General features: G+C 39.0%; 15 protein-coding genes. 3 read left to right on the forward strand and 12 right to left on the reverse strand.

Annotation, left to right across the window (positions count from 1 at the left end):
• Positions 1-24 precede the first annotated feature (24 nt).
• From M1F56_RS06770 to M1F56_RS06810, 9 genes are all read right to left on the reverse strand, one after another.
• On the reverse strand, positions 25-981 hold the full coding sequence (locus tag M1F56_RS06770; RefSeq protein ID WP_247917267.1) for an ABC transporter permease: 957 nt from the start codon (positions 979-981) through the stop codon (positions 25-27).
• A gap of 2 nt (positions 982-983) precedes the next feature.
• Positions 984-2,042, reverse strand: coding sequence for an ABC transporter permease (locus tag M1F56_RS06775; RefSeq protein ID WP_000038677.1), 1,059 nt, complete (start codon positions 2,040-2,042; stop codon positions 984-986).
• Positions 2,035-3,570, reverse strand: a complete 1,536-nt coding sequence (locus M1F56_RS06780) for an ABC transporter ATP-binding protein (protein WP_045617320.1) — start codon at positions 3,568-3,570, stop codon at positions 2,035-2,037. The genes M1F56_RS06775 and M1F56_RS06780 overlap by 8 nt, the downstream gene beginning before the upstream one ends.
• A gap of 137 nt (positions 3,571-3,707) precedes the next feature.
• Positions 3,708-4,763: a BMP family lipoprotein gene (locus M1F56_RS06785; protein ID WP_001036153.1), complete on the reverse strand. Its 1,056-nt coding sequence runs from the start codon at positions 4,761-4,763 to the stop codon at positions 3,708-3,710.
• 89 nt (positions 4,764-4,852) lie between these two features.
• A complete protein-coding gene (locus M1F56_RS06790) occupies positions 4,853-5,242 on the reverse strand; it encodes a cytidine deaminase (protein ID WP_000246081.1) in 390 nt (129 codons plus the stop codon).
• Positions 5,229-5,891, reverse strand: coding sequence for a deoxyribose-phosphate aldolase (gene deoC, locus M1F56_RS06795; RefSeq protein WP_247917268.1), 663 nt, complete (start codon positions 5,889-5,891; stop codon positions 5,229-5,231). The genes M1F56_RS06790 and deoC overlap by 14 nt, the downstream gene beginning before the upstream one ends.
• Before the next feature lie 19 nt (positions 5,892-5,910).
• Positions 5,911-7,188: a pyrimidine-nucleoside phosphorylase gene (locus M1F56_RS06800; protein ID WP_247917269.1), complete on the reverse strand. Its 1,278-nt coding sequence runs from the start codon at positions 7,186-7,188 to the stop codon at positions 5,911-5,913.
• Entirely contained in the window at positions 7,185-7,775 is a 591-nt protein-coding gene (locus tag M1F56_RS06805; RefSeq protein ID WP_247917270.1) for a class I SAM-dependent methyltransferase, read from the reverse strand. Before M1F56_RS06805 ends, M1F56_RS06800 begins: the two co-directional genes overlap by 4 nt.
• A 199-nt stretch (positions 7,776-7,974) precedes the next feature.
• A complete protein-coding gene (locus M1F56_RS06810) occupies positions 7,975-8,382 on the reverse strand; it encodes a hypothetical protein (protein WP_084852352.1) in 408 nt (135 codons plus the stop codon).
• Between the two features lie 198 nt (positions 8,383-8,580).
• Here M1F56_RS06810 and coaA point away from each other — a divergent pair, with 198 nt between their 5' ends.
• The 3 genes from coaA (at position 8,581) to M1F56_RS06825 (ending at position 10,370) form a co-directional block, all read left to right on the forward strand.
• Complete coding sequence (gene coaA, locus M1F56_RS06815; protein ID WP_247917271.1) at positions 8,581-9,501, forward strand: type I pantothenate kinase; 921 nt, start codon at positions 8,581-8,583, stop codon at positions 9,499-9,501.
• A gap of 67 nt (positions 9,502-9,568) precedes the next feature.
• The gene (gene rpsT / locus M1F56_RS06820; RefSeq protein ID WP_001274000.1) at positions 9,569-9,805 is read left to right on the forward strand and encodes a 30S ribosomal protein S20; all 237 of its coding nucleotides are present in this window, start codon (positions 9,569-9,571) and stop codon (positions 9,803-9,805) included.
• 52 nt (positions 9,806-9,857) lie between these two features.
• Entirely contained in the window at positions 9,858-10,370 is a 513-nt protein-coding gene (locus tag M1F56_RS06825; RefSeq protein WP_247917272.1) for a DNA topology modulation protein, read from the forward strand.
• Positions 10,371-10,490: 120 nt separating this feature from the next.
• On the opposite strand, the gene M1F56_RS06830 is transcribed toward M1F56_RS06825, so the two are convergent.
• From M1F56_RS06830 to metG, 3 genes are all read right to left on the reverse strand, one after another.
• The gene (locus M1F56_RS06830; RefSeq protein ID WP_247917273.1) at positions 10,491-11,855 is read right to left on the reverse strand and encodes an McrC family protein; all 1,365 of its coding nucleotides are present in this window, start codon (positions 11,853-11,855) and stop codon (positions 10,491-10,493) included.
• Positions 11,830-13,851 (reverse strand): McrB family protein, encoded by a 2,022-nt coding sequence (locus M1F56_RS06835; RefSeq protein WP_247917274.1) that lies wholly within the window; start codon positions 13,849-13,851, stop codon positions 11,830-11,832. Before M1F56_RS06835 ends, M1F56_RS06830 begins: the two co-directional genes overlap by 26 nt.
• A gap of 117 nt (positions 13,852-13,968) precedes the next feature.
• Positions 13,969-15,966 carry a methionine--tRNA ligase gene (gene metG / locus M1F56_RS06840; protein ID WP_247917275.1) on the reverse strand — a complete coding sequence of 666 codons (1,998 nt, stop codon included), beginning with the start codon at positions 15,964-15,966 and terminating at the stop codon, positions 13,969-13,971.
• Positions 15,967-15,998 lie beyond the last annotated feature (32 nt).

Consider the following 15,998-nt stretch of genomic DNA (forward strand, 5'->3'; position numbering starts at 1 on the left):
TTTAAACTGACGTTTTTTCTATGCTTATTTTGACTTGATGTAGTTGATACCGTCTGCCTTTGGTGCAACTGCTTTTCCAAAGAAGGCTGCTAAGACAAGGATGGTCAAGACATAAGGTGCGATTTGAAGGTAAACCGCTGGTACTCCTTGTAGGAAAGGCAATTGAGAACCGATAACAGCCAAGCTTTGTGAAAGTCCAAAGAAGAGACTAGAAAGCATAGCACCGATTGGGTTCCATTTACCAAAGATCATTGCAGCAAGAGCGATAAATCCAGGACCGACAATAGTTGTCACTGAGAAGTTGACAGAAATGGATTGAGCATAAATCGCTCCCCCAATTCCACCAAGGAGACCTGAAATAACAACCCCAAGATATCTCATTTTGTAGACATTGATCCCCAAGGTATCCGCTGCTTGAGGGTGTTCACCAACAGAGCGAAGGCGAAGACCAAAACGTGTCTTGAAGAGAATAAACCATGCAAGGAAAGAGAAGGCAATCGCGATATAACCTAGCAAACTTGTTGACTTGAAGAAGATATCTCCAATCACAGGGATATCAGCCAAAACTGGGAAATCAAAACGTCCAAAAGTTTGGCTTAAGTTATCCGTTTGTCCTTTGTTATAAAGAACTTTAACCAAGAAAACTGCTAGGGCAGGAGCCATCAAGTTTAATACTGTACCACTGACAACATGGTCCGCACGGAAATGAACTGTAGCGACTGCATGGATGAGGGAGAAAATAGCTCCCACGATACCAGCAACTAACAAGGAAATCCAAGGGGTCGCTGCTCCAAGTTGTTCTGCAAACTCAAGGTTAAAGACAACCCCAGAAAAGGCTCCCATAACCATAATTCCTTCAAGACCGACGTTAACGACACCACCACGTTCAGAGAAAACTCCCCCGATACTCGTAAAAATAAGTGGTGCTGAGTAAATCAGCATAGAAGAGACCAAGAGGGTGAGTAATGTTGTAATAGACATCCTTACTTACCTCCTTTAACTTGTTTTTTAGGTTTGACAAAATGTTCGATAATATAGTGAACACTGACAAAGAAGATAATAGACGCTGTTACAATGCTGACAAGCTCAGACGGAACTTGCGCAGCGTTCATACCCGGCGCACCTACCTGCAGAACACCAAATAAGAAGGCTGCAAAGAGAATTCCAATTGGTGAATTTCCAGCAAGCAAACTAACTGCCATCCCGTTAAATCCGATAGCTAATGATGAGCCCTGAACGTAAACGTTTTGGAAGGTTCCTAGACCTTCGACAGCTCCACCAAGACCAGCTAATGCACCAGAGATGATCATTGATAGAATGATTGTACGTTTTGCTGAAATACCAGCGTACTCTGAAGCATGGGGATTGAGCCCCACTGCACGGATTTCAAAACCGAGAGTCGTTTTCTTGAGCAAGAACCAAATCACACCAACAGCAATGATGGCAAAAAAGATTCCGATATTCATACGAGAATTGCCAGTTAACTCAGATAACCATGGTGTTTGATAAGTGGCATTGGCACTCACACGAATCGTTGAGTCTGTACTTTGCATAAAGTCTTTCGGGAAAGAATGAATAAAGGCATTCCCTACGTACAAAACAATATAGTTCATCATAATGGTTACGATAACCTCTGATGTACCTAAATAAGCTCTGAGAATACCTGGAATAGCACCTACAATCCCACCTGCAATCAAAGCAATTACTACGGTCGCTAAAATCAACATTGGGCGTGGCATGTCCGGATGCGACAAAGCAAACCAACCACTAAGAATCCAACCCGCTAGTGCCTGACCAGGAAGTCCAACGTTAAAGAAACCTGCACGGCTGGCAACTGCAAAACCCAGACCAATCAAGACAAGAGGACCCATGGCACGGAAAATCTCACCAATCCCACGAAGACTACCAAAAGCTGTATAGAACAACTCCTCATAACCCCAGATAGCATCATATCCGAAAATCCACATGACGATGGCTCCGAGCAAGATTCCTAAGAATACGGAAATCAAGGGAACCGAAATTTGTTGTAACTTTTTAGACATCATCCTTCTCCTTTCCCAAGTTTCCACCTGCCATCAAGATACCAAGTTCTTGTTTGTTAGTCGTTTCTGGCGACACAATACCTTGAATCTTCCCATCATGAATAACAGCAATTCGGTCTGAAACATTTAAAATCTCATCCAATTCAAAGCTGACAACAAGCACAGCTTTCCCGTTATCACGTTCTTCAATCAAGCGTTTGTGGATATATTCAATGGCACCGACATCCAAACCACGAGTTGGTTGGCTGACGATAAGGAGATCAGGATCACGATCAATCTCACGAGCGATAATCGCTTTTTGTTGATTCCCCCCTGAAAGAGCCGCTGCTGGGACAAATTCGCTCGCCGCACGGACGTCAAATTCTTCCATCAATTTCTTGGCATGTGAAGTGATATTGGCATAGTTTAAGATACCATTCTTGCTGAGTGGTTCTTTGTAGTAGGTTTGAAGAGCGATATTTTCTGAAATCATCATATCCAAAATCAAACCATCACGGTGGCGGTCTTCAGGAACATGCCCCACACTGAGTTCCGTAATTTGTCGAGGGTGCATCCCTACGATTGATTTGCCTTTTAATTCAACGCTACCTGACTCAACCTTACGAAGACCCGTAATGGCTTGAATGAGTTCAGATTGGCCATTGCCATCAATACCTGCAATACCGACAATTTCACCAGCACGAACATCCAAAGAAAGATTCTTCACAGCTGGTATACCGCGGTTTTCATTAACAACCAAGTCTTTGATAGACAAGACTACTTCTTTTGGTTGTGGTGCCTGTTTCTCCGTTTTGAAGGAGACAGAACGTCCTACCATCATCTCTGCCAAGTCTGCATTGGTTGCCCCTGCAATCTCAACCGTCTGGATTGATTTCCCACGACGGATAACCGTCACTCGATTGGATACCGCACGAATTTCATCCAGTTTATGGGTAATCAAAATAATAGATTTTCCTTCTTTGACAAGGTTTTTCATGATAGCCATCAACTCATCAATCTCTGAAGGAGTCAATACGGCTGTCGGTTCGTCAAAGATGAGGATATCAGCACCACGATAAAGTGTCTTCAAGATTTCTACACGTTGTTGAGCACCAACGGAAATATCTGCCACCTTGGCAGCAGGATCCACTGCCAAACCATAACGTTCAGAAAGAGCCTTGATTTCTTTAGTAGCTTCAGCTATATCTAGCACACCATTTTTAGTGATTTCACTCCCCAAAATGATATTTTCAGCTACTGTAAAAGCTTCAACCAACATAAAATGTTGGTGAACCATCCCAATTCCTAGACTAGCAGCTTTAGAAGGTGAATCTAGTTTGACAACCTGACCATTCACCGCAATTTCACCACTAGTTGGCTCGAGAAGTCCTGCCAGCATATTCATCAGAGTGGATTTACCCGCTCCATTTTCTCCTAAAAGTGCATGGATTTCACCTTTTCGCAGTTGCAAGTTGATCTTGTCGTTTGCTACAAATTCACCAAACACCTTGGTAATATCCCGCATCTCAATGACATTTTCGTGTGCCATATGCTTTTCCTTTCCGAGGTTTATTTTGTTTCAATAAAACCTGCTAATCGTGTTAACAAGTTCTATTGAGACAAAAAATTGCCTCAATTCTTAAAGAAGCGACCGATGGTCGCTTCCTAAGAAATGACTTTTATCCATTATTTTTCAGGAACTTTTACGCTTCCGTCAAGGATTTTAGCTTTTGCGTCTTCAACAGCTTTTTTACCTTCTTCTGAAAGGTTTGTTACTGCCAAGTCAACCCCTTTATCCTTCAATGAGTAGACAATAACTTGTCCGCCAGGGAATTCACCTTTTTCTGTTTTGTTGGCAATATCTTTTACAGTTGTACCAACTTGTTTCAATGTAGATACAAGAACAAAGTTTGATTCTTTACCATCCTTAGAAGTGTATTTACCTTCTGCTGCTTGGTCACGGTCTACACCAATAACCCAAACTTTTTCGTCTTCATTTTTACTTTCGTTCAAAGATTTTGCTTCAGCAAAGACACCAGCACCTGTACCACCAGCTGCTTGGTAGACAACGTCTGCACCTGCAGCGTATTGAGCAGCTGCAATTGTTTTACCTTTGGCAGCATCACCAAATGAACCAGCATAGTCAACTTGTACTTTGATAGATGGGTCTACTGACTCAACACCAGCCTTAAATCCAGCAGCGAAACGTGAAATAACTTCAGATTCGATACCACCTACAAAACCAACTTGTTTTGTTTTAGTTGTTTTCGCTGCTGCAACACCAGCAAGGTAAGCTGCTTCGTTATCAGCAAATGTTACGCTCGCAACATTCTTTTGATCTTTGATCACATCATCAATCAAGACATAGTTTAAGTCAGAGTGATCTTTTGCTGCCTCTTCAACTGCATTGTGAAGTGCAAAACCAACGCCGAAGATCAGGTTGTAACTTCCAGCCGCTTGTTGCAAGTTGTTAGCATAGTCTGCTTCGCTTGTTGATTGGAAGTAAGTATAACCTTTATCTTTAGAAAGATTGTGTTCTTTACCCCAGTCTTGCAAACCTTCCCAAGCTGATTGGTTAAATGATTTATCATCAACACCACCAGTATCTGTTACAATCGCTGCTTTGGTCTTCATTTCAGATGAAGATGAAGCTGCGTTACGAGAAGAGCGGTTACCACATGCAGCAAGTCCAACTGCTGCCACTGCAACTAGACCAAGGCCTAGCCATTGTTTCTTGTTCATTACTGAACCTCCTAAATAAGATGTGCAACGATGTTGCAAGTATGGATTGGTTGGCCACAAGGACCGCGTCACTCAAAGAGTGACTCAGACTAGTTTAAGTCTGTAAAAGAGTATGGAAGCAACTCCCCGACCGTCATCTCGACCGTCGATTTATCTTTTGCGACTAAGGTCACTTTTAGATCTTTTTCAAAAAATTCAGCCATGACCTGGCGGCAAGCACCACATGGCGAGATGGGTTTTTCAGTCTGTCCATAGACAATCAACTCTGAAAACTCTCTTTGGCCTTCGGAAACTGCTTTGAAAATCGCTGTACGCTCTCCACAGTTTGTCAAAGAATAGCTAGCATTCTCAATATTAACACCTGTATAAACGTTACCATCTTTCGCCACTAGAACAGCGCTAACAGGAAAATGAGAATAGGGTACATAGGCTTGCTTGCTGGTTTCAATTGCTAAGTCAATCAACTCAGTAGTCGCCATCTGCTAATTCTCCTTTTAAAATTGCCACACCAGCTGATGTTCCAATACGAGTAGCGCCTGCTTCCACAAAGGCAAGAGCGTCTGCATATGAGCGAGCTCCACCAGCAGCCTTAACTCCCATATCTGGTCCGACTGTTTTACGCATCAACTGAACATCCTCTATAGTGGCACCACCAGTTGAAAATCCAGTTGATGTTTTGACAAAGTCAGCGCCTGCTTTCTGGGATAATTGGCAAGCCACCACCTTTTCATCGTCTGTCAACAAGCAAGCTTCAATAATGACCTTAACCAACTTGTCACCACTTGCTTCTACGACAGCACAGATGTCCGATTCAACCAAATCAAGATTACCTGATTTGAGAGCACCAACATTGATAACCATATCAATCTCATCTGCACCATTTTGGATGGCTTCCTTGGTTTCAAAAGCTTTTACAGCTGAAGTTGTCGCTCCCAAGGGGAAACCAACTACTGTACAAACCTTTACATCTGAGTCTTCAAGTCCTGTTTTCGCATGTTTAACCCATGTGGGATTAACACAAACGCTGGCAAAGTCATACTCACGCGCTTCAGATAGCAAACGATCAATTTGTTCTTGACTTGCATCTTGTTTTAAAAGCGTATGATCAATGTATTTGTTTAATTTCATATTTGGATTCCTCTCTTTTTCATGAGATGATTTCAATTATTTCCTGCAAACGTTTCACACTATCATTTATTTTAACATATTTTTGGAATTCTGTAACTAGTTGAGGGGAAATTTTTCCATTTGTATAAACTTTTGCGACAATTTCTCCCTTTTGAACGGAGTCACCGATCTTCTTCTCAAAAACGATTCCAGTTTCATAGTCCAAGTCATCAGTCTTGACTGCACGACCAGCTCCCAATCTCATGGCATAGAGACCAAATTCCATCGCTGGAAGGGCTGAAATGACACCTGACTCTTGAGCCAGGATATCTACTACATGCGCCACCTTGACTGGGCGATAAAGATCTTCTAAATCACCGCCTTGAGCCGCCACCATTTCTTCAAACTTAGCCAGCGCTTGGCCGTTTTCAAGATGTTGACGTACTTCTTCAACTGTCTTCTCAACATTTGCCAAACCAAGCATAATCTGAGCTAGTTCACAAATAAAGTGACTAATATCTTCTCGACCCTTTCCTTGAAGAATTTCAATTGCTTCTAGGATTTCGAGACGATTGCCAATGGCTCGTCCCAAGGGTTGGCTCATATCTGTAATGACTGCAACTGTTTTTCGACCAACTGCCTTCCCCAAATCAACCATGGTTTGAGCCAATTCGCGCGCCTCCTCAACAGTCTTCATAAAGGCACCCTCACCAACTGTCACATCTAGCAAAATGGCATCTGCCCCAGCAGCGATTTTCTTGCTCATGACAGAGCTTGCAATCAAAGGAATCGTGTCGACAGTCGCTGTCACATCACGGAGGGCATAGAGAAGTTTATCTGCTTTAACAAGCTGATCTGACTGCCCAATAACAGATACACCAATGTCCTGTACCTGACGAATGAAATCTTCTTGACTGCGCTCGACTTGATAGCCCTTGATCGCTTCTAACTTATCTAAAGTTCCGCCAGTGTGTCCTAGTCCACGACCACTCATTTTTGCCACGGGCACACCAAAGCTAGCAACAAGGGGAGCCAAGATTAAGGTCACCTTATCACCTACACCACCAGTAGAATGTTTGTCAACTTTAACCCCATCAATAGCTGACAAGTCAAACTCCTGACCTGTCTTGACCATATTCATCGTCAGGTCAGAAATCTCTCGTGTGGTCATTCCTTTGAAATAAACAGCCATAGCAAAGGCAGACATCTGATAGTCTGGAACAGTTCCTGCTACATAGCCTTCTACTAGCCATTTGATTTCATTTGAAGTCAGTTCTTGGCCATCTCGTTTCTTTTGAATTAAATCAACTGCTCTCATGCTTTCACACTTCTAAGGATATAATATCCCTTGTCTTTCTTTACGATTTCACAATTTCCAAAAACATCTTCCATCTTGCTTTTGGCGCTTGGAGCACCTTGCTTTTTCTGAATGACAATGGTTAAATCACCTCCGTCTTTCAAGAAATCTCTGCTCTTTTCGATAATCTCATGAACAACTTGTTTGCCCGCTCGAATAGGCGGATTGGAAATAACATGGTCAAATTTCCCTTCAACTTGTTCATAGATATTGGATTGGAAAATCGTCACTTCTACTTTATTTCGTTCAGCATTTTGTCGCGCTAAGTCTAGAGCGCGATTATTAATATCGACCATGGTTGCCTGAACTCCATAAGCCTTGACCAATGACAAACCCAATGGCCCGTATCCACAGCCTACATCAAGGACCGTTTCTCCTTTGTTAACCTCCAAACACTTCAATAAAAGTTGACTCCCAAAGTCAACCATTTTCTTGCTAAAAACACCCGCATCTGTTAAAAAGGTCATATTTTCTCCCAACAACTCCACTCTCAACTCATGTATGTCGTGAGCAGCATCAGGATTTTCTGCATAATACATTTTACTCATAAAACTATTTTACCATAATTGGGCTTGAATTGTAAATCGTTTACAAAGTGATGATCAAATGAAAAAGACTGAAGAATCCTAGTCAAAAAACCTTTTCTTCAATCTCTTTCAATTATTAGAAATACATTACAATCTATCGGGAACTACAAATTATCATAGTCAGGAAAAAACAGTTCGTCTGTAATCAGGCGCATTTTTATTACCATTTCTTAACCTTAAAATACTTTATTATCAACAGGATTCCCAATATGATGTTTAGATAAAAGCCCAACTGATAAGTTTGTGTCAAGATTTCCAAACTTGTCCAAAGTCGTATCAAATCTTCTAGTGACATACGGAATAGATATCCTTCTGTAGCAATCCACAAAATCAAAAATAGATAACTACCAGCAGCAAGCCATTTCGTCCACTGCTTTTTTACTAACCAAGCAATCAAGAGTGAACAGATAAAGATAACTGTTACAAGAAGATGGTCCATTAAGAAGGTAAAACCGTAATAGGTTTCTACAAAGCGTCTACCATTATCCGCATTCGCTCCCCTTATAAAAGGTAGTGCAAAACTTAAAATAAAACAGAGTTCCAATATGTAACATCTCAAGATTTTCATTGTGTGCCTCCTATAAGTTGCGAACTAAAAAAGCCCACTTTTAATAACTGATAAGTCTTCAGAAACAATTCCCTATTTCATCATTAAATTATTCAACCTCCATCTCTATTATACGATATTGACTTACTACCATCAAGAAACCGCTTTATTTTTTTAGCTTTTTATGGTATGATAGACAAAATATCTAGGGGAAAACAAATGACCAACGAATTTTTACATTTTGAAAAAATCAGTCGCCAGACTTGGCAATCATTGCATCGCAAAACAACCCCTCCCTTGACAGAGGAAGAGTTAGAATCCATCAAGAGTTTCAATGACCAAATCAGCCTACAAGATGTGACAGATATTTATTTACCATTGGCCCATCTCATCCAAATTTACAAACGTACCAAAGAGGATTTAGCCTTCTCTAAGGGAATTTTTCTCCAAAGAGAGAGTAAATCTCAGCCCTTCATCATCGGAGTTTCGGGAAGTGTTGCCGTTGGCAAATCAACAACTAGCCGACTTCTGCAAATCCTTCTGTCTCGTACAGTTACTGACGCCACTGTGGAGTTAGTGACAACCGACGGTTTTCTCTATCCCAATCAAACCTTGATGGACCAAGATATCTTAAATCGCAAAGGTTTTCCTGAAAGTTATGATATGGAAACCTTGCTGAATTTTCTTGACCGCCTAAAGAATGGGCAAGATGTCGATATTCCTGTCTATTCTCATGAAGTGTATGACATCGTTCCTGGAGAGAAACAACGTGTCAAAGCTGCTGATTTTGTCATTGTCGAAGGCATCAATGTCTTTCAAAACCCTCAAAATGAGCGCCTTTACATCACTGATTTCTTTGATTTCTCCATCTATGTGGATGCTGCTGTCGAGGACATTGAAAGTTGGTATCTGGATCGTTTCTTAAAGCTGCTCAGCTTTGCCCAAAATGACCCCAACAGTTACTACCACCGTTTTACGCAAATGCCGATTGGAGAAGTTGAAGCCTTTGCACATCAGGTTTGGACCAGCATTAATCTCACAAATCTACAAAACTACATCGAACCGACAAGGAATCGCGCCGAGGTCATTCTCCACAAAGCTAAAAACCACGAAATCGATGAAATTTACCTAAAAAAATAATTTCCCCTTGTCAAAACCTAAGTTTTCATATATAATGGTATAGTTAGTAAATATGGAGGTAAGAACATTGGCAAACATTAAATCAGCTATCAAACGCGCTGAATTGAACGTTAAACAAAACGAAAAAAACTCAGCTCAAAAATCAGCTATGCGTACTGCTATCAAAGCTTTCGAAGCAAACCCTTCTGAAGAACTTTTCCGTGCTGCTAGCTCAGCTATCGACAAAGCAGAAACTAAAGGTTTGATTCATAAAAACAAAGCAAGCCGCGATAAAGCTCGTCTTTCAGCTAAACTTGCTAAATAAGAAACAGTCCATAGAGGCTGTTTTTTTGTCCTCTAATCAGAAAAGGTAGAAAATGAAAATATCAATCATAGGATATTCTGGAGCAGGCAAGTCAACTCTAGCTGAAACATTGTCAAACTACTACTCTATCCCAAAACTGCATATGGATACACTTCAATTTCAACCTGGTTGGCAAGACAGTGACCGCGAATGGATGTTGACCGAGATGAAAAACTTTCTCACAAAGCACGAAGCTTGGGTCATCGACGGCAACTACTCTTGGTGTTGCTATGAAGAAAGAATGCAGGAAGCTGACCAAATCATCTTTCTCAATTTTTCACCATGGACTTGTCTCTTTCGAGCCTTTAAACGGTATCTCACATACCGAGGCAAGGTCAGAGAAAGTATGGCTGCAGGTTGTCCTGAACGCTTTGACTGGGACTTTATCAGATGGATACTCTGGGATGGACGGACCAAAACTGCTAAAGGACGTTATCAGCGAGTTCTAGAAACCTATCCAGAGAAAGTAATTGTCCTCCGGTCGCAAAAGGAGATGGATCGTCAATTAATTAATATGTCGAAATAATTAAATCAATTGTTTTCAATATCAAAAAAACGCATAATCGCAGGTATTTCAAAACCGCCATATTATGCGTTTTATCATGAAAATATGTTACAATTCTCTGAAAATATACTTATGATTAAATTATTTTTTCTTAGGCTGTTTATCAGAAAGTTTCTTAATTATTTCTTTCAATCTTTTTACGTTGTCGTTTTCATGTTTCATATCGTTTTCTTCTTTAACCAAATCATACAGAAATACGGTAATAACAATACTCTTCAGATTATGATCATTGTTTTGTTTTTGTACATAAGTTGTATAATCATGTTTATCGTCTTTACCATCATTTTTAAAAGAAATTTCGCTATGCTTAGGATAAATTAAAATAATGTTTTCAACATCATATTTATATGCATAAGCATACATTTGATGCATATCTGACTCACTGATTCCATATTTTTTACTATTTTTACTATTTTGAATAAGCTTTTTCCATTTGGTATCTAGAACAATCGCTGCTCCCCCTTTTGACATATAAATATCAGGCTTTAATCGAAACGTCTTTGGATTATCAAACAAATATTTATCATCTTTTTGAGTTTCTACGTTCCATTCTGGAAATTTAATTTTTAACTGTTTAGCAACATATGCTTCAAAAATTTTCTCCATTGGAAACAGTAAAGCATTAACATTTTCAGTTCCTTTAAAAGTTGAAAAACTTTTATTCTTAAGGAAAACTTGCGACCAAGTCATTAGGCTTTGATAAGCTTGAGCATTGCGATCTTTTTTCACTAGAGAAAAGTCCTTATCAATATTTGTTGACTGATTAACCATTTCAAATTCAGTCAACAAACGTTTTGCTAACAATTGATTTTTTCCATTTGATGAAATCTTATTTAACTTTAGAAGCGTTGTTTTTATCAAACGATTTTCAGGACGATTGATATGAAATTCATCATAAGCCATAAAAAATCTATCTTTACGAACTATATTATGTTTAAGATGCTGATTAATTAGAAATTTCCCTTTGAAAAAAGTAAGATTCCCCTCAATCGTAAGATAATCAGATTTTAATCCTTTTTTCAACAGTTCTTGAACTTCATCCAAATACATCTGAATAAAGACTTCATAAATTGGTAACTTAGAATCATTTAGCCGGGCATTTTTAAAACTCTTTCCCTTGAATTCTTTCAAACTAGATAACATTTTAAGAAACAGTTTTCGTAATTCATTATTATTATCATTATCATTCTCATCATTGATATCGATCTTAGGCAAAATTTCAATCTGAACTTTATTATCAATGTTAATAACACCTACATAATTTTGAGGCTTGATAACTTTGACTCCTTTATGAGATGAAATCCTCAAAAAATCTGACAATCGTTCCTCAACATCATCACCAGAATTTTCTTCGATGAAATTCTCAAATAAATTGAAATTTCTTTCTCCTAAATCTTCTTTTTTTATCTCTTGAAATTCTTTAACTGTCAGAACCTGTGGTTTCATCTGCTTCTCCCGAATTTGAAGCACCATTATAGATAGTCATGTAATTATCTGGTATTTGGAATGCTTTCTCATTAATTTGATAGGTAGGAATTAAGTCAATATTTTGGATATTTTGAAATAGATTGCGATTACTTTTGACAGAAATAAATTTCTTAGTATCTTTATTTTGGGTATCAATTCCTAAAACAAGCATAATTTTTTCATAATCTTCATAGAAATATTCTTGAAGTAACGGAATAATTTTATTTGTAAATATAGATGCTAATTGATTGATAGTGGCTTTTTTCTCATTTTTAAGTGGCATAAAGAAGGCATGTCCTAATGTATGCTCCCTGTCATAAAGAGCTTCAATACGTCGGTTCATCGTTTCTAGCATTTTTTTTACTTCAATACCATCAATGACTATATCAGTTAGCAACTCTTCATTTGGCATCATCTCAATAAATTCAAAACGACGTCGAAGAGCTGTATCCATAAGAGCAATAGAACGATCTGCTGTATTCATAGTCCCTAATATATATACATTTTTAGGGACGGAAAACTCTTCTTTGGAATATGGAAGAGTTATAGATATCGCTTCTTTTTCCCCATCACGTTTCGAATCCTCAATTAAAGTAATAAGTTCCCCAAAAATTTTAGAAATATTTCCACGGTTGATTTCATCTATAATAAAAACATACTTTTTATCATTTTTTTGTGGGATATCAACATTCTTATAAATCTCAGAATTATTCTTAATAATAGTCAAGATATCTTTTACCGTAACGATATGCACTCTCGAAACTGTATTCCTCACCATTTGCTTACCATTACTATAATCTTTAATATCGATAGAAATATCTCTAGCTAACCATTCAACATTTCTTGCAGTGATACCTGTGTTTTCTTTAATCTCATATGCTTCTTCGTCAATCACAATACCTATACCTGTGACAAGCGTTCGTGATTGCGGTGTCATTAATACAATATCACCTTTCTTGATACTATGATTAAAATATTCAACACTCTTAGACCTATCTCCAAGAGAAAAATTGATTCGAACGCGATTTGATTCAAAACAATCATCTTTTACAGTATCTGAAACTGAAACTTTCCAAATTTGAGCATCGGGTGATATTCCCGTCAACTCTTTATCTACCACAACTTCTTGAGCTCTCAAACAAAACTCTTTAAAAACTCCATCATTAAGAGTGTAAAGTACATCTTCAGAACCTTCATTATCAGTATCCTGATTAAGACTTGGTTTAATCCCCTCAATAAATTCCTCATAACCGTAAGACTGATGGAAAGTTGTAAATGCGATTTGACCAACAGCTTTTAATTCATTAAATTTATTGACGTAGTCAGTGTAAGTCTTGGCACTACCCCGATTAAAATTCCTATCAATCGTATCAACTGCATACTTGATAGAATTGTAAGTTTTACCAGTTCCTGGAGGCCCATAAAGGATTGTGTTGACTGACGATAAAGTACACAGTGTATCGTCTATTTCTTTTTTTTCTTTATCAGTATCTCCCATAATGTAGCTATTCCCTTCAAATTGAAAATCTTCTAAAAATTTTTTTACCTCATCTAATCGTTCATTATTAGCATCATCAATAATCCTAAAAAAATGAGATATTCCACATTTATTATCAAAACAAAAATTAGATTCACTATTCTCAATTTTAGAAATGAAACGCTCAGCCTGACTTGACTTAATAACAGAATAGGAATCCTTATCTATATTGTTTGAAGTAAATACTATAATCACTAAATAATTTGCTAATTTAGGCATATCATTATATGCTGCTGGGGCAAAACTAGTGAAACGAAAAAATGGTAATTTACAATTCAAGTCTTCTCCAGATACACTAATCCAATAAGTCTTTTTCGTTTCCACTTCTTTTTTGTCTTTTGAGATTCTTCTCTCAAGATCGGAAAGTTGAATTCCTTTTTCTATCAATAAATCCTTATACTCTTTCTTAAGCCCATGTACAATATCTTTAACTCTCAAAATGTTTTCCTTTCTTAAAAACTCTCAAACAAGTGTTTGAGAGCTTTAATAATATCTTATTCTTCTAATTTCTCAACATACTACTATCAAAATTCTAAAAGAATTATATTTATCATATCACCCAATCACACTTCCGTTTGGTACAGCTGGATCAACTGTGAGAAGGGTTAGTTTGCCATCATGTTCAGCTGAGAGAATCATCCCCTGGCTGACGTATTTTTTCATCATCTTGCGAGATTTAAGGTTGGCAACGATTTGGACTTTCTTGCCGACTAATTCTTGTTCGTTTGGATAGTATTTGGCAATCCCTGAGAGAATTTGACGGTCTTCACCATCACCAGCATCTAGGCGGAATTGTAGCAACTTATCAGAACCTTCCACTTTAGACACTTCTTTGACCTCTGCGACACGGATTTCAACCTTATCAAAGTCTTCAAACTTGATTTCTTCCTTGTTTAGTTTGAGTTCAACTTCATCTGGGTTCCATTCTTTTTCAACTGCTGGCTTATTACCTTCCATTTGTTCCTTGATATAGGCGATTTCTTCTTCCATATCGAGACGTGGGAAGATTGGTGTTCCTTTAGCAACTACAGTCACACCTGCAGGTAAATCAGCCAAGCTCAAGTTTTCAAGGCTAGCAACTTCTGCCAAACCAAGCTGAGTCAAGACTGCACGACTGGTTTCCATCATAAAGGGTTCAATCAAGTGAGCAACGACACGAAGGCTAGCTGCCAAGTGGCTCATCACACTTGCTAATTGATCACGAAGAGCTTCATCCTTGGCCAAGACCCATGGAGCAGTCTCATCAATGTATTTGTTGGTACGAGAGATAAGAGTCCAGACTGCTTCAAGTGCACGTGGGTAGTCAACTTCTTCCATGTGTGTATGGTAGTCAGAGATAGATTGCTCTGCTACTTGAGCAAGAGCATTGTCAAATTCAGTCACACCTTCTACATAGGCTGGAACTTTTCCATCAAAATACTTATTAATCATGGAAACCGTACGGTTGAGGAGATTTCCAAGGTCATTGGCCAATTCATAGTTGATACGGCCGACGTAGTCCTCAGGAGTAAAGGTTCCGTCTGAACCGACTGGGAGGCTACGCATGAGGTAGTAACGAAGTGGATCCAGTCCATAACGTTCTACTAGCATTTCAGGGTAAACGACATTCCCTTTAGACTTAGACATCTTGCCGTCTTTCATGACAAACCAACCGTGGGCAATCAAACGGTCTGGCAATTTGATATCCAACATCATAAGAAGGATTGGCCAGTAGATAGAATGGAAACGAAGAATGTCTTTTCCGACCATATGGAATACTGTTCCATTCCAGAACTTATCAAAGTTACCGTGCTCATCTTGACCGTAACCAAGGGCTGTCGCATAGTTAAGGAGAGCATCAATCCATACATAGACAACATGTTTTGGATTTGATGGGACTGGCACTCCCCATGTAAAGGTTGTACGAGAAACTGCTAAATCTTCCAAACCTGGCTCGATGAAGTTGCGAAGCATTTCATTAAGGCGACCGTCAGGAGTGATAAAGTCAGGATGAGATTTGAAAAATTCAACCAAACGGTCTTGGTATTTGCTGAGGCGAAGGAAGTAAGACTCTTCAGAAACCCATTCGACCTCGTGGCCTGATGGAGCGATACCACCCGTTACATTTCCAGCTTCGTCACGGAAAACCTCTGCCAGCTGGCTTTCTGTAAAGAATTCCTCATCTGAAACTGAATACCAACCAGAATATTCGCCCAAGTAGATGTCATCTTGAGCAAGCAAGCGTTCAAATACTTGTGCTACTACTTTTTCATGGTAATCATCAGTTGTACGGATGAATTTATCGTATGAGATATCGAGTAATTTCCAGAGTTCTTTGACGCCAACCGCCATCCCATCAACATAGGCTTGTGGTGTGATGCCAGCTTCTTCCGCTTTTTGCTGGATTTTCTGACCATGCTCGTCAAGACCTGTCAGATAAAAGACATCGTAGCCCATGAGGCGTTTGTAACGAGCTAGGACATCACAGGCGATGGTTGTGTAGGCAGAACCGATATGAAGTTTACCAGATGGATAGTAAATCGGTGTTGTAATATAAAAATTCTTTTCAGACATAATTTTTCCTTTCCAGGCAAATGAAACCTGAT

The organism is Streptococcus oralis, from assembly GCF_023109005.1.
GTDB lineage: Bacteria > Bacillota > Bacilli > Lactobacillales > Streptococcaceae > Streptococcus > Streptococcus oralis_BU.